The organism is Vreelandella populi, assembly GCF_003989825.1.
Classification (GTDB): domain Bacteria; phylum Pseudomonadota; class Gammaproteobacteria; order Pseudomonadales; family Halomonadaceae; genus Vreelandella; species Vreelandella populi.
Genome location: NZ_RZHE01000006.1, coordinates 549,968 through 567,714, shown reverse-complemented (window position 1 = coordinate 567,714; position 17,747 = coordinate 549,968). Strand labels below are relative to the sequence as shown.

Annotated in this window: 18 protein-coding genes; 7 read left to right on the top strand and 11 right to left on the bottom strand. The window is 59.2% G+C overall.

What is annotated here, in order from left to right:
- Nucleotides 1-27: 27 nt before the first annotated feature.
- The 6 genes from ELY25_RS07620 to def form a co-directional block, all read right to left on the bottom strand.
- The gene (locus ELY25_RS07620) at nt 28-1,476 is read right to left on the bottom strand and encodes a TrkH family potassium uptake protein (RefSeq protein WP_126950668.1); all 1,449 of its coding nucleotides are present in this window, start codon (nt 1,474-1,476) and stop codon (nt 28-30) included.
- Nucleotides 1,477-1,491: 15 nt separating this feature from the next.
- The gene (trkA, locus tag ELY25_RS07615; RefSeq protein WP_126950667.1) at nt 1,492-2,865 is read right to left on the bottom strand and encodes a Trk system potassium transporter TrkA; all 1,374 of its coding nucleotides are present in this window, start codon (nt 2,863-2,865) and stop codon (nt 1,492-1,494) included.
- 118 nt (nt 2,866-2,983) lie between these two features.
- Nucleotides 2,984-3,190, bottom strand: coding sequence for a dodecin (locus ELY25_RS07610; protein ID WP_126950666.1), 207 nt, complete (start codon nt 3,188-3,190; stop codon nt 2,984-2,986).
- A gap of 49 nt (nt 3,191-3,239) precedes the next feature.
- Complete coding sequence (rsmB, locus tag ELY25_RS07605) at nt 3,240-4,589, bottom strand: 16S rRNA (cytosine(967)-C(5))-methyltransferase RsmB (protein ID WP_126950665.1); 1,350 nt, start codon at nt 4,587-4,589, stop codon at nt 3,240-3,242.
- Nucleotides 4,586-5,572 (bottom strand): methionyl-tRNA formyltransferase, encoded by a 987-nt coding sequence (gene fmt / locus ELY25_RS07600; protein WP_126950664.1) that lies wholly within the window; start codon nt 5,570-5,572, stop codon nt 4,586-4,588. Before fmt ends, rsmB begins: the two co-directional genes overlap by 4 nt.
- A 182-nt stretch (nt 5,573-5,754) precedes the next feature.
- A complete protein-coding gene (def, locus tag ELY25_RS07595; protein WP_126950663.1) occupies nt 5,755-6,270 on the bottom strand; it encodes a peptide deformylase in 516 nt (171 codons plus the stop codon).
- Between the two features lie 218 nt (nt 6,271-6,488).
- On the opposite strand from def, the gene ELY25_RS07590 reads away from it, so the two are divergent.
- The 6 genes from ELY25_RS07590 (at nt 6,489) to aroE (ending at nt 11,854) form a co-directional block, all read left to right on the top strand.
- A complete protein-coding gene (locus ELY25_RS07590) occupies nt 6,489-7,343 on the top strand; it encodes a peptidoglycan-binding protein (protein WP_126950662.1) in 855 nt (284 codons plus the stop codon).
- Between the two features lie 42 nt (nt 7,344-7,385).
- Entirely contained in the window at nt 7,386-8,498 is a 1,113-nt protein-coding gene (gene dprA / locus ELY25_RS07585) for a DNA-processing protein DprA (RefSeq protein WP_126950661.1), read from the top strand.
- A 56-nt stretch (nt 8,499-8,554) separates the two neighbouring features.
- On the top strand, nt 8,555-9,112 hold the full coding sequence (gene tsaC, locus ELY25_RS07580; protein ID WP_126950660.1) for an L-threonylcarbamoyladenylate synthase type 1 TsaC: 558 nt from the start codon (nt 8,555-8,557) through the stop codon (nt 9,110-9,112).
- A 2-nt stretch (nt 9,113-9,114) separates the two neighbouring features.
- Nucleotides 9,115-9,957, top strand: coding sequence for an oxygenase MpaB family protein (locus ELY25_RS07575; protein WP_126950659.1), 843 nt, complete (start codon nt 9,115-9,117; stop codon nt 9,955-9,957).
- A gap of 99 nt (nt 9,958-10,056) precedes the next feature.
- Nucleotides 10,057-10,971 (top strand): oxygen-dependent coproporphyrinogen oxidase, encoded by a 915-nt coding sequence (gene hemF / locus ELY25_RS07570; protein WP_126950658.1) that lies wholly within the window; start codon nt 10,057-10,059, stop codon nt 10,969-10,971.
- 61 nt (nt 10,972-11,032) lie between these two features.
- Nucleotides 11,033-11,854: a shikimate dehydrogenase gene (aroE, locus tag ELY25_RS07565; RefSeq protein ID WP_126950657.1), complete on the top strand. Its 822-nt coding sequence runs from the start codon at nt 11,033-11,035 to the stop codon at nt 11,852-11,854.
- Between the two features lie 78 nt (nt 11,855-11,932).
- Here the strand turns inward: aroE and ELY25_RS07560 are convergent, their stop codons facing one another.
- Nucleotides 11,933-12,736, bottom strand: coding sequence for a M48 family metallopeptidase (locus ELY25_RS07560; RefSeq protein ID WP_126950656.1), 804 nt, complete (start codon nt 12,734-12,736; stop codon nt 11,933-11,935).
- Nucleotides 12,737-12,839: 103 nt separating this feature from the next.
- Between ELY25_RS07560 and ELY25_RS07555 the strand changes: the two genes are divergently transcribed.
- Nucleotides 12,840-13,709: an ATP-binding protein gene (locus tag ELY25_RS07555; protein ID WP_126950655.1), complete on the top strand. Its 870-nt coding sequence runs from the start codon at nt 12,840-12,842 to the stop codon at nt 13,707-13,709.
- Here the strand turns inward: ELY25_RS07555 and ELY25_RS07550 are convergent.
- The 4 genes from ELY25_RS07550 to ELY25_RS07535 all read right to left on the bottom strand — a co-directional run bounded on the left by ELY25_RS07550 (nt 13,706) and on the right by ELY25_RS07535 (nt 17,726).
- Nucleotides 13,706-14,320 carry a hypothetical protein gene (locus ELY25_RS07550; RefSeq protein ID WP_126950654.1) on the bottom strand — a complete coding sequence of 205 codons (615 nt, stop codon included), beginning with the start codon at nt 14,318-14,320 and terminating at the stop codon, nt 13,706-13,708. The genes ELY25_RS07555 and ELY25_RS07550 overlap by 4 nt on opposite strands.
- A gap of 183 nt (nt 14,321-14,503) precedes the next feature.
- A complete protein-coding gene (gene der, locus ELY25_RS07545; protein ID WP_126950653.1) occupies nt 14,504-15,907 on the bottom strand; it encodes a ribosome biogenesis GTPase Der in 1,404 nt (467 codons plus the stop codon).
- Nucleotides 15,904-17,073 (bottom strand): outer membrane protein assembly factor BamB, encoded by a 1,170-nt coding sequence (bamB, locus tag ELY25_RS07540; protein WP_126950652.1) that lies wholly within the window; start codon nt 17,071-17,073, stop codon nt 15,904-15,906. The genes der and bamB overlap by 4 nt, the downstream gene beginning before the upstream one ends.
- Nucleotides 17,070-17,726: a YfgM family protein gene (locus ELY25_RS07535; RefSeq protein WP_126950651.1), complete on the bottom strand. Its 657-nt coding sequence runs from the start codon at nt 17,724-17,726 to the stop codon at nt 17,070-17,072. Before ELY25_RS07535 ends, bamB begins: the two co-directional genes overlap by 4 nt.
- Between the last annotated feature and the right edge of the window lie 21 nt (nt 17,727-17,747).

The following is a 17,747-nucleotide window of genomic DNA, read 5'->3' as shown; positions in this document are numbered from 1 at the left end:
TCAAATAGTAATGCGGTGTCATACGGGCTAGCGTCGCCAGAAAGCCGGCGTAAACAGAACGAGCACCGTGAAAATTTCCAGGCGGCCCATCAACATCGCAAGCACTAATATCCATTTGGCAAGGCTTGGCAGTTCGCCGTAGTGGCTGCTGGCTTCCCCCAAGGCAGGGCCAAGGTTATTAAGCGCTGAACCCACCGTCGACCAGGCGGTAATCTGGTCAACGCCTGTGGCCATTACGCCTACCATCATCAAGAAAAACAGCATGACGTAGGCGGAGAAAAAACCCCAAACGGCCTGGGCGATGCTGTCGGGGACGCTCATCTTGCCGACCTTGACTGCAATCACCGCATTGGGGTGAATCAGGCGCATGACTTCGCGCATGCCCTGTTTAACGATCAGGATGATGCGGATCACTTTCATGCCTCCCGCAGTTGACCCCGAACACCCGCCCACAAAGGCGGCAATAAACAGTAAGAAAGGCAGCGCGCCAGGCCAGGCCGAAAAGTCAGCTACTGAGAAGCCCGCCGTGGTGGCCACCGATACCACCTCGAAGAGGCCGTAGCGCAAGCCGCTCATCGTGTCGTAGGTTTGCGTCAACCACAGGGTAAGCACGGTAATGGTGACCAGCCCCGCCAGAAACAGCATCAAAAAGCGGGCTTCCGGATCCTGGAAGTAGTGCAGCAGCCGCTTTTCACGCCAGGCCATGAAATGCAGGCTGAAGCTGAACGCTGAAATCAGCATAAAACCCACACAGATCAGCTCGATAGAGGGGCTGTTAAAGTAGCCGATACTGGCATCGTGGGTAGAAAAGCCGCCAATCGCTACGGTGGAAAAGCTGTGCCCGAGTGCATCAAACCAGTTCATGCCCGCGAGCATGTAGGCCACCATGCAGGCGATGGTTAGCGTGGCGTAGATATACCACAGCGCTTTGGCCGTTTCGGTAATCCTGGGGGTCAGCTTGGAGTCCTTCAGCGGCCCCGGGATTTCGGTGCGGTAGAGGGCCATGCCGCCTACCCCAAGCGTGGGCAGGATGGCCACGGCCAGCACCACGATTCCCATGCCGCCCAGCCATTGAAGCTGCTGGCGGTAGTAGCGAATCGATTCGGGCAGAAAATCGATGCCCGTGATCACCGTTGCCCCCGTGGTGGTAAGGCCCGAGAATGACTCGAACACCGCATCTGTAATACCCAGCGCAGTATCGCCAAACAGCATCAGGGGCAGCGAACCGAACAGGGCCAGTACTGTCCAGAACATGGCGGCAATCAAAAAGCCGTCGCGGATGCGTAGCTCCTTGCGCGCCCGCCGGTTCGGCAGGTAGAGGATCAGGCCTGTCAGCACCGAGATGGCAATGCCGATCATGAAGGCATACCAGACCCCATCGCGAAACCAGAAAGAAATCAGCATGGGGGGGAGCATGGTCAGGCTGAACAGCATCAGCAGCAGCCCTAAAATGCGTAGGATTACCCGCAGACTCATGGTTGTTGCATGCTCCTAAAAGAACGTCAAACCGACTTGGAACAGGCGTTCCACATCGCGGATGCGGCGCTTGTCGATCACGAACAGAATCACGTGATCGCCGCTTTCCACCGTGACTTCCCCGTGGGCGATAATGACCTCCTTGCCGCGCACGATTGCCCCAATGGTGGTGCCCTCGGGCAGGTTGATCTCGCGAATAGTACGGCCGACTACCTTGGAAGACTGCTTGTCGCCATGGGCGATGGCCTCAATGGCCTCGGCCGCCCCCCGGCGCAGCGAGTGCACGTTGACGATATCGCCCCGGCGCACGTGGGTTAACAAGCTGCCGATGGTGGCCTGCTGGGGGGAGATCGCGATATCAATCTCACCGCCCTGCACCAGGTCCACGTAGGCGGCGTTGTTGATCAGCGTCAGCACCTTCTTGGCGCCGAGGCGTTTGGCGAGCAGCGACGACATGATGTTGACCTCATCGTCGTTGGTCAGCGCGCAGAAGATATCGCAGTCCTCGATGTTCTCTTCTTCCAAAAGCCGCTTGCTGGTGGCGCTGCCGTGGAGCACCACGGTGCGGTCGAGCCGCTCGGATAGCGTGGTGCAGCGTTCCAGGTTGTGCTCGATGATCTTGACCTGGTGGGTATGCTCCAAATGCTCGGCCAGGCGCTCACCGATATTGCCGCCCCCGGCAATCACCACCCGACGAAAGCCTCGCTCGACACGTCGAAGCTCGCTCATTACCGCACGAATATCGCGTCGCGCAGCGAGGAAGAACACCTCATCATCGGCTTCGATCACCGTATCGCCGCGCGGGATAATCGGCCGGTTGCGCCGGTAGATGGCCGCCACGCGGGTGTCCACGTTGGGCATATGGCGGCGCAGAAAGGCCAGGTCCTGGCCCACCAGCGGCCCGCCAAACACGGCTTTCACCGCCACCAGCTGAACGAGCCCCCCGGCAAAATCCAGTACCTGCAGGGCGCCAGGGTGTTCGATCAGACGGCGTACGTGATCGGTGACCACCTGCTCGGGGCTGATCAATACATCAATGGGAATGGCTTCGTGGGCAAACAGCCCTTTACGGGTCAGGTACGGCGTGGCGCGTACCCGGGCAATCTTGGTGGGCGTACGAAACAGGGTATGGGCGACCTGACAGGCGATCATGTTGACTTCGTCGGTATTGGTCACCGCGATCAGCATGTCGGCGTCTTCACAGCCCGCCTGACGCAGCACGATGGGGTAGGAACCTGGGCCGGTAACGGTGCGGATATCGAGCTTGGTATGCAGCTCGCGCAGCTTGTTGGCATCGGTATCCACGACGGTGATGTCGTTCTCCTCGCGGGCGAGGTGCTCCGCCAGGGTGCCGCCGACCTGGCCGGCGCCGAGAATGATGATTTTCATTACTGAGCATCGGTTCCATTAAAAGCGCCAGCGCAGGATAAACGTAAGGGCTACGTAGTGCGCTGCAATAAAGACGGCGGCCAGTGTAAACCAGCCGCCGTTGAAAAGCAGGTGAGGATTATTCCAACGTGAAACCGACTTTTACAGTGACCTGCCAGTGAGCCACTCGGCCATCTTCAATATGACCGCGGGTGTCGGTAACTTCCAGCCAGCGCATGTGCTGAAGGGTTTCTGATGCCTTGGCGAGTGCGTTCTGCACGGCTTCCTCGATACCTTTCTCGGAAGAGCCGGTGATTTCTACGTGCTTGTAGGTGTGATGAGTCATGGTATCTCCATCCTTAGTCATGAATTCACTGCCTGGGCATTAGATAAACCTAGGCAGTACGCTTCTCTAGTCTGGCATAAAAAAAGCCATCGTGACGCCCCGCCTCGGGAAACAGCTGTCGGCCGTGGCCGCTCGGGGTTCCCCAGGCCACGTCATCCGGCGTGGTGACGTTGGCATCCGGCGTGCGGGCCAGAAACGCCTCGATTTGCTTGGCGTTTTCCTCCGGCAGTACCGAGCAGGTGGCGTATAACAGTGTGCCGCCTTCACGCAACATCGGCCACAGGTTATCCAGCATCTGCTGCTGGAGCTTGGCCAGCTTGCGAATATCTTCCTTGCGGCGCAGTGTCTTGATATCCGGATGGCGCCGGATAACACCTGTGCCCGAGCAGGGGGCATCCAGCAGAATAGCTTCAAACGGCGTGCCGTTCCACCAGTCGCGCTGGGTGGCATCGGCGTGCTGGAGATTAGCCGTCAAGCCCAAACGGCTGAGCGTATCCTCTACCCGCGAAAGACGCTGGTTATCGCTATCCAGGGCTGTCAGGGCGATATCGAACTGCTCAAGAAGGTGAGCGGTCTTGCCACCGGGGGCGCTGCACGCATCCAGAACCTGTGCGCCATGCCGTGGCGCCAGCACCGGACCAAGTAGCGCTGCACAAAGCTGAGCCGCCTCATCCTGTACGCTGACGTGACCCTCGGCAAATCCGGGTAACGAGGTCACATCGCACGGCACGTTAAGCGTAATACCGTCAGGCGCGTGAGCGCATAGCTCGCCGCTGAGGCCCTGTTCAACCAACCGCTCCAGATAGGCTTCGCGGTCGTTGTAGTGCTGATTAACACGCAGCGTCATAGGGCCAGGCTGATTGTTGGCGTCAACAATCGTACGCCACTGCTCGGGCCAGGCGTTGCGTAGAGTATCCAGCAGCCAGCGGGGGTGGGCTAGCGCCACGCTTTCATCTTTATCAACAGTGGCCTGGAGTTCCTCGGACTCGCGCTGCAAGCGGCGCAGGCAGCCGTTGAGCACGCGTGTCGCCCACTCCTTGCCCAGCAAACGCGCAGCACCTGCGGTTTCACCTACCGCCGCATGGGCGGGAATGCGCATATACAAAAGCTGATAAATACCCACCAGCAGCAGGGCGTGGATATCGCTGTCACGTTTTTTAAAGGGTTGCTTTAAGAGGGTATTCGCCAGGGCTTCCAGACGTGGCAACTGACGGCAGGTGCCAAAGCAGAGCTCTTTTAACAGGCTCCGGTCACGGGCCACCACGCTATGCTCATCCAGGTTGGCAAGAGAACCCTGCTGGGCAATAACCGGCGCCAAGGCACGGGCAGCGGCGGCACGAACGTCCTGGCCGCTGTTGCCTGAGGCGCGGCCGTTCTGCGCGGGGCGTTTCTGGCTCATAAGAAATCTCCTTGCTGGGTTTCTGATTGACCAAGGCGCGTGCCAGTAGTCAAGCGAGCGTGGCGGGCATTGAGCAAATCGCGGACCGCCATGGCCTTGCCGCCCGGCAGTTGAGCGGTGGTTATACACAACACCTCGCGGCCTTCCTCACCACAGGCAATGCGCAGGTGGTCTTCGCCATGCTTCAGAAGCATGCCGGGTAGCGAAGGGGCATGTTCGCCTGGTTCAGCGTTTGCCATAAGCAGGCGCAAACGGTCGTCACCTAGCTGACACCACGCGACCGGCCAAGGATTAAAGGCGCGAATTTTGCGTGCCAGCGCCTGGGCGGGTTGGGTGAAATCAAGTTCGGCCTCGGCCTTGCTCAGCTTGGTGGCGTAGGTAACACCTTCCTCGGGCTGAGGTGTGGCGCTTGCTGTTCCCTGAGCCAGTTCATCCAGCACGTTGATCAGCGCAGTGGCGCCTTGAATGGCCAGACGGTCGTGAAGGTCACCGCCGGTGGTGCGCTCGGTAATGGGGGTTCGGACTTCGTGCAACATGGCGCCGGTATCAAGCCCCGCATCCATCTGCATGATCGTCACGCCCGAAGCTTGATCCCCCGCTTCAATAGCGCGCTGAATCGGGGCGGCGCCGCGCCAGCGTGGCAATAGTGAGGCGTGCACATTGATGCAGCCCAGCCGTGGCGTATCCAGCACGGCCTGAGGCAGCAGCAAGCCATAGGCGACCACCACCATGATATCGGCATCCAGCGCTGCAAGTTCGGCCTGAGCGTCGGTATCTTTTAGCGTTTGCGGTTGATAGACCGGCAAGTTCTGCTCAAGGGCCAGCTTTTTAACAGGGCTAGGCGTGAGTTTGCGACCACGACCCGCCGGACGGTCGGGCTGGGTATAAACCGCGACCACCTTGTGCTTGCTCTCCAGCAGGGCGGCAAGACTTGAGGCGGCAAAATCGGGCGTGCCCGCAAAAACAACGCGCAACTGTGACATGTAAATAGATACCTAATAACAAGAAAAGAAATAAAGCCCTACGCTCACGATAAAGGCCGAGAAGCGAAGGTAGACAACAGCTGTTGTGATTACCGGGCTCCTCGGCCTGACACGTTTTACACCACGCTTTTTGAACGCCAGCTACCAAAACCGAAGTAAACTGTGGTAAAACCGTTTAACCGTTATGCATCGTCCTGCATCAGCTTATGGCGTTTTTGCATTTTTTTCATGACGCGATCGCGCTTGAGCGGTGAGAGGTAGTCAACAAACAGTACGCCTTCAAGGTGGTCGTACTCGTGTTGAATACAATGCGCCAGCAGGCCATCGGCCTCAAGCTCGTAAGCTTCTCCATTACGGTCAAGGGCGTTGAGCTTGACCTTGAGATAGCGCGGCACTTCGGCGTAGTACTCAGGAATTGACAGACAGCCTTCTGAAAGCGGCTCTTTGTCTTCGCCAATGGGTGTGTAACGAGGGTTGATAAGCACCAGCGGCTGCGAGTTATCTTCGCTGACGTCCATCACGACAACACGCCGATGCACGTCAATCTGCGTGGCTGCAAGACCGATACCGCGGGCGTCGTACATGGTTTCCAGCATATCGTCGACAAGCTGGCGAACTTCATCGTCGACGGTTTCTACCGGTACCGCCTTGGTGCGCAGGCGCTCGTCGGGAAATTCGAGAATAGGTAGTTTGGCCATGGGATTACAATCACCGTTATGCAGAATCTTAGATAATCAGGCCGGCTAGCCGCGGCCTGGTACTTTCTTGATGATTACTATACCACGCTGGCAGCGCTCCTGGGCATTGCCACACGGCCTGACAGGCAGCAAAAAGCGCGCCGTCGGCTTGCATAGGCCAGCTTTTAACCAGCCTTTTAAGAGAGCGTAAAATGTCGACACCACCCAAGGCAGCTTACATGAAAAGGGCAGCCCCCAAGATGGCGTTATACGCGTTAGGGCTCGGTTTACTGCTGCTATTCAGCGGTCAAACGCCAGGTAATGAACATCAGCAGGTCGTCAAGCTCTCTCCGCAAATAAGCACAATAGCGCTGGATGAGGCGGGGCAGGAGGAACGCTTTGCCGACTTCGCGTTACCTCTTGCAAGCCTGGATGCTTTCTTGCGCGCGCACCGCGTGTTGGAGGAAGGCGATAATCTGCCAGAACTTGCTTACGTACTGGCTGGAAATCAGCAGCGTCTGATGAGTGCCGCAGGGGATACGCTCTATGCGCGAGGCCAGGTGCCCCATAACGTGGCGCTTGGGATCTATCGCCCAGGGGAGCCTTACCGCGCTGATGACGGCAGGCTGCTAGGGCGTGAGTTGCTCAAGGTGGGAGAAGCGCAGCATCTGCAAAGTGACGGTGATATTGCGCAGTTACACGTACTCAAGGCCAGCCAGGAGGTGCGTAGCAATGACCTGATCTTGCCCCTTGAGTATGACGGTGCTCGCCCGGCATTTCAGCCGCACCCGCCTTTGGATGATATCCGTGGGCGTATTGTTGCCGTGCCAGGTGGTTTGCGGTTCGTTGGTCGTTTGCAAATGGTTGCTCTGGATGTGGGCACTCAGGATGGCTTGGAGCCTGGACATATCCTTCAGGTTAACCAGCAAGGCGCGCTGATCGACGACCCGCGCACCCAAGCGTCAGTTCAATTACCCGCCACGCCAGCAGGGCAGGTGATGATTATCAAGCCCTACCAGCGGATCAGCTATGCGCTGGTGATGCAGGCATCCAACGTGCTGAAAGTGGGCGACTGGGTAGTTGACCCGAATTGATCAATGAACCTTTATTCGTGCAATGCACTGTAAGGAGAGCCGATGGAGACCAGGGAGTGGCTGGCAGTCAATGCCTTGCCTGGGATGGGAGCGCTGCGCATACATCAACTGGTGGCCCGCAGGCCGCGCTGGCCGGAAGGCTGGCTGGCGGCATTGCCCAGTAATGCTGCCAGCGCGTTAAGGCTATGGCTTGAGCATCCTGAGCGCAGTCCGCTACAGCAACAGGTCGAGGCGTCTCTCACCTGGCAGCAAAGCAGCCCCGGTCGGCATATTCTGCATCGTCATCACCCCGCCTGGCCGGCCCTGTTGGATGAAATAGATGACCCGCCCGCCGTACTCTGGGCGCAAGGTGATTTAAGTGCGCTTGAAGGCCCAAAGCTTGCCATGGTGGGAACCCGCAAGCCGACCTCGGAAGGGAGCGCTAATGCGCAAGGGTTTGCCCGCGAGTTGGCGCGCCGCGGGTGGTGCGTGGTTAGCGGGATGGCACTTGGGGTTGATGGTATCGCCCAGCGCGCTGCGTTAAGCGCCGGCGGGAGCAGCATTGCCGTGCTGGGCTGTGGCGTTGATGTTATCTACCCCGCCCGGCACCGTGATCTTCACGAACAATTGGGCCAGGCACCCGGCGGGCTGCTGCTTTCAGAACACCCGCCGGGTACGGTGGCCCGGCCTGCCTTCTTTCCACGGCGCAATCGCATCGTGACCGGGCTTTCTCTAGGCACGCTGGTGGTGGAGGCGACAGAGAAAAGCGGCTCGCTGGTCAGCGCACGTCTGGCACTGGAGCAGGGCAAGGAGCTATTTGCCCTGCCGGGGTCGCTGCATAACGTACAGGCACAGGGCTGCCTGCACCTGCTGCGTAACGGGGCAACACTGGTGCGTCACGTTGACGACATGCTTGAAGAGCTACAGCAGTGGGCAAGCACGTTTTTGCCGCCGCCTACCGTTGAGCCGCAAGTCCCAGTCGCTGAGGCTGATGAGTGCGAAACACTGCCTGATACACTGTTACGTGACTTATCAGCAACGCCTACGCCCCTTGATGTGCTGGTGCAGGCGACCGGTGAAAGCGTCAGCGGCTGCCAGCAGCGGCTGCTCATGCTGGAGCTTGATGGTTGGGTAGCCCAGCAGGCGGGTGGCTGGGTGCGCTTGCCCAGGCCGTGATAGGATGCGGAAAACTCTTTTTATTGCCCGTTGCCTTGAGTAGAGCAGGAGTTGCCATGAAACCGGCTACCGACCTCGATACTGCCATTAATGCGCTGCACGCAGGTGGTGTGATTGCCTGCCCCACCGAAGCCGTCTGGGGGCTTAGCTGCGACCCGGATAATGACGAAGCGCTTACCCGATTAATGCGCATGAAAGAGCGCGACCCGGCCAAGGGCGTTATTCTGGTGGCTGCGAGTATCCAGCAGTTCCAGCCCTGGTTAAATCAGCTTCCCTTGGCCCTGCATGCCCCACTGGCGTCTAGCTGGCCTGGCCCCAATACATGGCTGGTGCCGGATAACGGCCGCAGCCACGCGCTGGTACGCGGGGCTCACCAGCGCGTAGCGCTGCGGGTGACCGACCACCCGCTAATGAAGGCGCTGTGCGAGGCGTTTGGCGGCCCGTTAGTCTCTACCTCGGCCAATCGCGCCGGAGAGCCACCGGCCATGAGTAGTGACGAAATTGTCAGCATCTTTGGCCAGGAGGTCGCCGCGATTGTGGCCGGTGAGCTGGGAGGCAACCCACGACCCAGCACCATACGCGATCTTGCCACGGGCCAGGTGCTGCGCGCATAGCCGTGATCACTTTCTTGTATGACGCCATGGCGTCGCGCCTGGGTGAGGCGCGCGCCGCGCAAAATCCTGGCCCCTTTCCTCTGGATGGCCTGGTACGCAACATTCATGGCGACTTCACCCCCATGATGTGCGGCGGTATCAGCGCACTGCTCTTGCAGATGCTGCATCCGCTGGCGCTGGCCGGTGTATGGGATCACTCAAGCTTTCGCCACGATATGGTCGGGCGGCTAAGACGCACCAGTGATTTCATCGCCACCACCAGCTTCGGCACCTTCGCGCAGGCCGAAGAGGCGATCGCTCGGGTGCGCCGGGTGCACGCCAACGTACGCGGCCACGCCGCCGACGGCCGCCCTTACTCGGCCGACGATCCTGACCTTCTCACCTGGGTGCATGTGGCGGAGATGAGCCGCTTCATGGCCGCACACCTGCGTTATCGTAATCCTCACCTTGAGCGCGAGAGCCAGGACCGTTACTTTTTCGAGACCGCCTGTATCGCCGAGGCGTTGGGAGCGCGCAACGTGCCTGACAGTTGCGCCGCCGTCGAGGCGTATCTCGACACCAAGCGGCGCGAACTCATCTGCGACGAGCGCACCCAGGAAGTCGTACAAGTATTGCTAAACGCCCCGCCGCGCCATCTAATCTTTCGCCCGGCCGGCGCTCTTTTCATGCGTGCGGGTATCGACCTGCTTCCCGAATGGGCCGCAAACCAACTTGAATTGGATATGCCTCGGCTTCAGCGCCAGCTGGTGCGGGCTGGGATCAAAAGCGCCATGCCCATGATCAGCCGCGCGGTGCGAAGCGGCGCCTACCGCCGGGCGCTCGTGCGCTTCCAGGCGCGGCCGTAGCGCTTAGGGGCTTGCTACCTTTTGCCGTTTCGTCCTTCACCCCTCAAGTCTTACGCCTTACCATTGTCACTAACCCCTAAGCACACTATTGGAGACACCGTGGCCCACGAGCATTTAGACAGCGTCAAACATTACCTGCTCGGCCTTCAAGATCGGCTATGCGAAGGCTTAGCGGCGGCTGACGGCACGGCAACGTTTAAAGAAGACAGCTGGCAGCGTGAAGAAGGCGGCGGCGGGCGCTCCCGGGTGATCGAAAACGGCGGCGTGTTTGAAAAGGGCGGAGTCAACTTCTCTCATGTATACGGCGAGCAACTGCCGCCGTCGGCAACGGCGACCCGCCCGGAACTCGCCGGACGCAGCTTTCACGCTGTGGGCGTCTCCTGGGTACTGCATCCGGAAAATCCGCATATCCCCACCAGCCACGGCAACGTACGCTTCTTTATCGCGGAAAAAGAGGGCGAAACGCCCGTTTGGTGGTTTGGTGGCGGCTTCGATTTAACGCCTTACTATCCCGTTCTGGAGGATGTCGTGCACTGGCATCAGGTTGCCAAGGCCGCCTGTGACCCCTTTGGCGAGGATGTATACCCCCGCTACAAAGCCTGGTGTGACGAGTACTTTTACTTGAAGCATCGCAATGAAACGCGCGGTGTCGGCGGGCTTTTCTTTGATGACCTGAATGCCGGCAGTTTCGAGGAGTGCTTCGCCTTTCAGCGTGCAGTGGGCGACAGCTTCTTGGGCGCCTATCTGCCCGTTGTCGAGCGTCGTAAGCTGGACGCCTGGGGCGAGCGCGAGCGCGAGTTTCAGCTCTACCGGCGCGGTCGCTACGTTGAGTTCAACCTGGTATGGGACCGGGGTACGCTATTTGGCCTGCAAAGTGGTGGCCGCACGGAGTCGATTCTAATGTCGATGCCGCCCTTGGCACGCTGGGAGTATGCCTATACGCCAGCACCTGATAGCCCTGAAGCTCGGCTGAATGATTATCTGGTAGCCCGCGACTGGCTGCGCATCGAGTGATGCTACCTGCTCGGCTGCGTAGCAACGTAGGGTAACGTAAACACCGCATAGGAACGCGCTAATGAGTGACCTTTACTGCGTATTTGGCAACCCGATTGAGCACTCAAAGTCGCCGCTGATCCACGCCGAATTTGCTCAGCAGACGCAGCAAATAATCGAATATACGGCGAAGCAGGCGCCTCCCGACGGCTTCGCCGACGCCTGGCGCACTTTTGTCGAGAAGGGCGGGCGGGGAGCCAATGTTACCGTACCCTTTAAAGGCGAGGCGTATGCGTTATGCGACACCCTGAGCAAACGCGCCCAGCGTGCCAAAGCGGTCAATACCTTAACGGTGGGGGGCAACGGACTTACTTATGGCGATAACACGGATGGCGTTGGTCTGATACGTGATCTGAAATATCACCGCGTTACGCTGGCGGGCAAACGCGTGCTGGTAGTGGGCGCCGGCGGGGCCGTGCAGGGTATCCTGGAGCCGCTGCTCGCTGAGCAGCCAGGCGAGGTGATGGTGGTCAACCGCACCCCTGAAAAAGCCCAGCAGCTGGCAGAGGATTTCTGCGACCTCGGTGAGCTGTACAGTGGGGGCTTCAAAGCGGCTAAAGGTCCATTTGATGTGGTAATCAACGGTAGCAGCGCAAGCCTTAACGGCGATCTACCGCCGCTACCCGACAACTTGTTTGCCGACGGCGCCTGGGCCTACGACATGATGTACGGTGCGGAAGAGACGGTGTTTCTGAAATGGGCCGGCACCCACGGCGCCCAACGGCTGGACGGGTTGGGAATGCTGGTTGAGCAGGCCGCTGAAGCGTTCTTTTTATGGCGCAACGTGCGTCCTGACACCACCCACGTGCGCCAGACGCTGCGCCGGATGCTGAACGCTGGCTAACCGAGCTGGAAACCAAAAGGGCCGAGATCGCTCGGCCCTTTTGGCTGGTTTTATCGCCAGCCGACTAAAGTCGGTACCTCAGGGACGCTGACAGTTAGGCGTACGCCCGCTGCTGCGTGCCTGCTCATAGGTGGCGAGCGCGCCATCCATATTGGCCTGAAGGCCCTGAATACGCTGGCCCTGGTTGGGGTGGGTCGACATCCAGGCGGGCGGGGCGCCGCCCCCAGAGGCTGCCTGCATATTTTCCCAAAGCGTTACGCTTTGGCGGGGGTCAAAACCTGCCTGGGCCATGAGATCCAGGCCAATGATATCGGCTTCACTTTCATGACGGCGTGAGAAGGGCAAGGCAATGCCGTATTGAGCGCCGAGGCCCAGTACGCCCATCAGCTGCTGTCCGCCCGGGGTTTGCATGCCTGACGCACTGGAAATCACCGATAGCCCAAGGGAGGTGGCATTCTGGGTTGAGGCACGCTCGTTGGCGTGGCGGGCAAGCACGTGGCCAATTTCATGGCCGACAACGGCGGCCAGCTGGTCCTGGGTGGTGGCGATATTCAGCATGCCGGTGTTTACACCCATGTAACCGCCGGGCAGGGCAAAGGCGTTGGGCTGCTCGGCCTTGAAGACACGCACCTGCCAATCCAGATTGCGCTGCTCGCCGGGAAGCACTTCAACAATCGCATCGGTGATGCATTGCACATAGCGAAGGCTGGCCTGGTCAGCAATGGGGACATCCTGCTGATACTGGGCAAATGCCTGTTGACCCATTTCGTTGAGCTGATCATCTGAGAGCAGCAGTAATTGCGAGCGCCCGGTGGGCGAAGTGGAACAGGCTGCCAGTGAAGCGCACAACGCGGTAACCGCAAATGGACGAAGCCAGCGCATGAGATGGTTTCCTTATAGACGAATGAGTTCCTTGAACACAAGATAACCACTAAGAGCGGTAAATCAATCCCCTTATTGTAACCCTGCTTGCCAGAGGATAGGTATGGACGCTGAACTGAACCAACGTTTAACCACGCTACTTGACCACGTAGAGCAGTGGCTGCCCCCCGCCCCGACACCGGTGGACTGGAGCATCCACGTGGCCGCCATTTGGCAGCGCCATCCGCTGGGTGGCCGGTTGGTACCGGTACCGCCCCGCGATGCCATGACCATGGACGACCTGCTAGGTATTGAACGGCAGAAGCTGGCGCTTTTGGATAACACCCGCGCTTTTCTGCAAGGCTTACCGGCGAACCACGCCCTGCTCTGGGGCTCGCGGGGAAGCGGTAAATCATCGGTGGTGCGCGCGCTGCTTAACTCACTGGGTGGTGAGGGGTTGCGCTTGATCCAGGTCGACCGTCACGACCTGGCAAGCCTGCCCATGCTGGTTGAGCAGTTACGCCATGTGCCGCACCGGTTTGTAGTGTACTGCGATGATCTGTCGTTTGAAGGTAACGACGCTGCCTACAAGGCGTTAAAGAGCGTACTGGATGGCGCTTTGACCGGCCCGCCTGAAAACGTACTGCTGTATGCAACATCCAACCGACGCCATTTGCTGCCGGAGTCGATGGACGACAATAGCGGGTCACAGCTCGTAGGCGAGGAGCTTCATCACGGTGATGCAGTGGAGGAAAAAATCTCCCTGTCGGACCGGTTTGGCTTGTGGCTGGGCTTTCACCCGTTCAGCCAGGCCACGTATCTTGAAGTATGCGAGCACTGGGTCAGGCAGGTAGGCAAGCCGGGCGATTGGGATGACGCAGCAAGAGCTGAAGCGGTGCGCTTTGCTACATTACGCGGTGGGCGCAGTGGTCGTACGGCGTGGCAGTTTGCGGCTCACTTTGTTGGCCGCAAACGCCTGGAAGAGAAACGTTAACGCTGTGGAATCAGCTGGCCATCTTCACCTACATTGAGGCGAATGGTCGGCGTCAGTAGCCCTGCGGGTAGCGTCATGCCAAGCCCGCGCAGATCCCCCGGCGTGATAGCCAGTTGACTACCCGCCGGCAGCTCGCCTTGAGCAGCGAGCTGCCTGGCTAAATTGAGCATCGGCGTCATCTTCTGGGTATCGGTCGCCAGGATATCAAACGCCACCGGCAGGCGCAGGTTGGCGCCGTCGCCTGGGGTCAATGAAACATCCTGGGTATATTTCCCCTGCACAGGATCAACGCCCGGCATATCCAGCGTCCAGTTAAAGCCTGACATGGCCACCGGTGGCATGCCAGCCGGTAACCCCAGACCCATGGCAAGCGTTGCCTGAACCGGCAGGCTGCCAGCGCCCAGGCTTGACGCCAGCAGGCTGGTCAGGTCGCTGGTATCCAGGCCTGCATTGATGCTGTAGGGGCCAATACGTACATCCTCAACGCCCAGCGATGTGACCGCCAAGCGGAACGCAAAAAGCCCTGTTTGGGGCAGTGCAAGACAGCCACTAAGCAGGCTGGCCAAACTAAGGGTCACCAGCCAGCGCCAGTGACGAACGGCATAACGCATAAGTTCCCTCCTAAGAAGGGCAGTGATGGCAACTGCCAACGTGATAGGCTAAAAAGCGCGGCTATTTGAGGGCCCGCAGGATTTTCTGTCAAGCGAATTAAAGGCGTTGAAAGCGCCATGGTAGGGTAGAACAAAAAAACGCCTGCTCAAAGCAGGCGTTTGGGTACGTAGAGCGCTTGGCGATTAGCGGCGCTTCTGGCGTGCCTCTTTGGTGCGGTTAAGCTCGCGCTTCTTGGCCTTCTCTTTATCGCTGGCCCCCGCCATATGGTCAAACGGGTTATCGCCTGAACGGAATTCAAAGCGCATGGGCGTGCCGCGCACCTTCAACACCTTGCGGAAGGTATTGATCAAATAGCGACGATACGCTTCGGGCACTGATGCGGTCTGGTTGCCGTGCACCACGATAATCGGCGGGTTGCTGCCACCCTGGTGAGCCATACGCAGCTTGATACGCCGCCCGTTAACCATGGGAGGCGGATGCTGGCTAACCGCATCCTGCAGCAGCGTGGTCAACCGGTTGGTAGACCAGTGCGCGTTGGCCGCGTTAAATGCCCGATCAATGGAGGGGTACAAGTCGCCGACCGCCGTGCCGTGAAGCGCCGAGATAAAGTGTATTTCAGCGTAGTCGGCAAAGCCCAGGCGGCGCTTGATATCCGAGCGCATCTTCTCTTTGGCTTCGTTTTCCAGGCCGTCCCACTTGTTGATCGCCAGCACCAGGGCGCGCCCGGTGGTCAGCACGTAATCCAACAGGTGCATATCCTGCTCGACCAGGCCGTTGCGTGCATCCAATACCATCACCGCCACATGACACTCTTTGATCGCATCAAGTGTCTTGATGATGGAGAACTTCTCGGCAATTTCGCTAACGTTCTTACGTCGACGAATACCGGCTGTGTCGATCAGCACATAGGGCTTGCCGCGCCGCTCAAACGGAATCTCGATGGCATCCCGTGTGGTACCCGCTTCATCGAATACCACCACGCGCTCTTCGCCTAGCAGGCGATTGACCAGCGTAGATTTGCCTACGTTCGGGCGGCCGATCACGCCGATGCGAATGCCCTTGCTGCCGGTGTCGGCCGGAATGCTGGCATCGCGTTCGGGAAACGGTTCAAGCACAGTATCCATCAGCGTGGAAACGTTACGCCCGTGGGCGGCCGCAATGGGCCACGGATCACCCAGGCCCAGCTTCCAGAAGTCGGCCATGGCCGAGTGCTCTTCAAGACCATCGGTCTTGTTGACCACCAGCCAGGTTTTCTTCTGGTTGACCCGCAGATGGTTGGCAATGGCTTCGTCGGCCACGTTCAGCCCGGCGCGGGCATCGACCAGAAACAGGACGATATCTGCCTCATCAATCGCGGCAAGCGACTGCTCGGCCATGGCCGCATCGATGCCTTCTTCATCACCGCTGATACCACCGGTATCGATGACGGTGTAACTCTTGCCGCCCAGCATACCGTTTCCATACTTACGGTCACGGGTAAGGCCGGGGAAATCGGCCACTAACGCATCACGCGAGCGCGTCAGGCGGTTGAACAGCGTCGATTTACCCACATTGGGGCGACCGACCAAAGCAATGACGGGTGTCATGGAGTGACTTCCAGGGTTTCCAGGCGACCATTATCGGCCTGGACATGAATGGTGCTGCCATCAGTAACGGCGGGCACGCTAATGCCGGATTTATGAACCCGGGTGCGGCCTACGATGTTACCTTCACGCGCGTCGATCAAATGGACATAACCTTCAAAATCGCCAAGCACGATACGGCCATCGGCAAATGCCGGGGCGGTGAGCCAGCGATCCTCAAACTCATCGTTACGCCAGATTTCCTGGCCATTGCTGGCATCGAGTGCCACCACTTGACTGTCATCGGTAACGACAAACAGATAGTCACCTACCATCAACGGCGTATGGCGGCTAGAGAGATTGCTTTCCCAGAGAACGTTGCCACGGGTGGCTTCAAGCGCCACGACCCGGCTGTTGTAACTGGTGATAAACAGGCGACCGTCAGGTGTAATCAACGGCTGGCCGGAAAGGTCGACAAGTCGCTCAACTTCGCTGCGCCCTTGAGGGGTTGCAATCTGCATATCCCAAAGGGGCTGGCCGCTACGGTTATCAAGGGTTGCCAGGCGCCCGTTGGCAAGGCCCACGAACGTGACCGGTTCAATCACCGTTGGCGTGCCGGTGCCGCGCAGGGTCAGTGCAGGCTGTGAGCTGGTGTATACCCAGCGCTCGGCGCCGGTGGCGCGGTCCAGAGCCGTCACCTGACCATCGACGCTCTGTACGACCAGAAGCTGCTGATTGGCTTGAGGAGCGGCGAGCACTTCACTGGAAACCCGCGAGCGCCAGCTAACGCTGCCATCGCGCTGGTCAAGGGCGATCACTTCACCGTTGCGGGTGCCCAGGTAAACCTGACCGGCAATAGCGGTCAAAGCGCTTGAAATTGGCGTATCGAGCTCTACCCGCCATTCGCGCTCGCCATTATTGGCGTTAAGCGCCATGACCAGCCCTTCAGCATCGGCGGCAAACACGGTATTGCCTTCACGCGCCGGGGCAATGGGGTAGCGTGCCCGGCCCAGGCCGCTGCCAACATTCTGGCGCCATTGTGTTTCAAGCGTTGCGGTTTCATTAAAGCTACGTAGCTCTTTAGGCGTGTAGGCGGGTTCGCCTTTGCTGGCACAGCCTGCCAAAAGAGCAACGGCTACCGCGCCTAACGTCACGCGCATGATCTGTTTGGAAAAACGCAGATTCATCATTGTGTCGCCTCCTCGGCGCCGAGATCGTCAAGCTTGAATTGCACGCCGTAAAGCGTTTGATCCTGCTGTTGAGCAAGCGCCAGTGCGTCCTGCCAGGCGCTACGTGCCTGTACGGTCTGGCCAAGCGCTGCATGAGCATCGCCGCGTACGTCAGCCTGTTGAGCGGCCAAGGATTCACTGATGGGCTCATCAAGCAGCTCAAGCGCGGCATCCGGGTTTCCAGAAGCTACTTCAATACGCGCTAAACGCAGCCAGGCAAGGCTTTGCACATAGCGGCGCGATGAACCGTCGGCCACCTGCTCAAGTGACGCTTTGGCGCCGTCAATATCATCCTGCTGCACCGCCAGCCGGGCATCCAGCAATCGGGCGAGATCGGCATACAGCGTCTTGCCGTAATCGTCGGTAAGCTCACTAATCAACTCGCGGGCACTAGCGGTCTGCTGCTCGTCCAGCTCCTGGGCCGTCGCTATGCTGATCAACTGCTGGTAGCGGACCGAGGCGGCTTCTGACTGGCCTTCCTGGTAGTTCTGCCAGGCGTTCCAACCAAACACACCCGCAGCCGCCAGCACAGCACCTGCAATCAGCGAAGTACCGTTCTCTTTCCACCAGCGTTTGACGATATCCAGCTGCTCTTCTTCGCTTCGATCCGCCACGGGCGGTCTCCTATTGCATAA

Bases quoted from the DNA above. Each gene is read 5' to 3' on its own strand.
- ELY25_RS07620 (WP_126950668.1), bottom strand. From the start codon at position 1,476: ATGAGTCTGCGGGTAATCCTACGCATTTTAGGGCTGCTGCTGATGCTG.
- trkA (WP_126950667.1), bottom strand. From the start codon at position 2,865: ATGAAAATCATCATTCTCGGCGCCGGCCAGGTCGGCGGCACCCTGGCG.
- ELY25_RS07610 (WP_126950666.1), bottom strand. From the start codon at position 3,190: ATGACTCATCACACCTACAAGCACGTAGAAATCACCGGCTCTTCCGAG.
- rsmB (WP_126950665.1), bottom strand. From the start codon at position 4,589: ATGAGCCAGAAACGCCCCGCGCAGAACGGCCGCGCCTCAGGCAACAGC.
- fmt (WP_126950664.1), bottom strand. From the start codon at position 5,572: ATGTCACAGTTGCGCGTTGTTTTTGCGGGCACGCCCGATTTTGCCGCC.
- def (WP_126950663.1), bottom strand. From the start codon at position 6,270: ATGGCCAAACTACCTATTCTCGAATTTCCCGACGAGCGCCTGCGCACC.
- ELY25_RS07590 (WP_126950662.1), top strand. From the start codon at position 6,489: ATGAAAAGGGCAGCCCCCAAGATGGCGTTATACGCGTTAGGGCTCGGT.
- dprA (WP_126950661.1), top strand. From the start codon at position 7,386: ATGGAGACCAGGGAGTGGCTGGCAGTCAATGCCTTGCCTGGGATGGGA.
- tsaC (WP_126950660.1), top strand. From the start codon at position 8,555: ATGAAACCGGCTACCGACCTCGATACTGCCATTAATGCGCTGCACGCA.
- aroE (WP_126950657.1), top strand. From the start codon at position 11,033: ATGAGTGACCTTTACTGCGTATTTGGCAACCCGATTGAGCACTCAAAG.
- ELY25_RS07560 (WP_126950656.1), bottom strand. From the start codon at position 12,736: ATGCGCTGGCTTCGTCCATTTGCGGTTACCGCGTTGTGCGCTTCACTG.
- ELY25_RS07555 (WP_126950655.1), top strand. From the start codon at position 12,840: ATGGACGCTGAACTGAACCAACGTTTAACCACGCTACTTGACCACGTA.
- ELY25_RS07550 (WP_126950654.1), bottom strand. From the start codon at position 14,320: ATGCGTTATGCCGTTCGTCACTGGCGCTGGCTGGTGACCCTTAGTTTG.
- der (WP_126950653.1), bottom strand. From the start codon at position 15,907: ATGACACCCGTCATTGCTTTGGTCGGTCGCCCCAATGTGGGTAAATCG.
- bamB (WP_126950652.1), bottom strand. From the start codon at position 17,073: ATGATGAATCTGCGTTTTTCCAAACAGATCATGCGCGTGACGTTAGGC.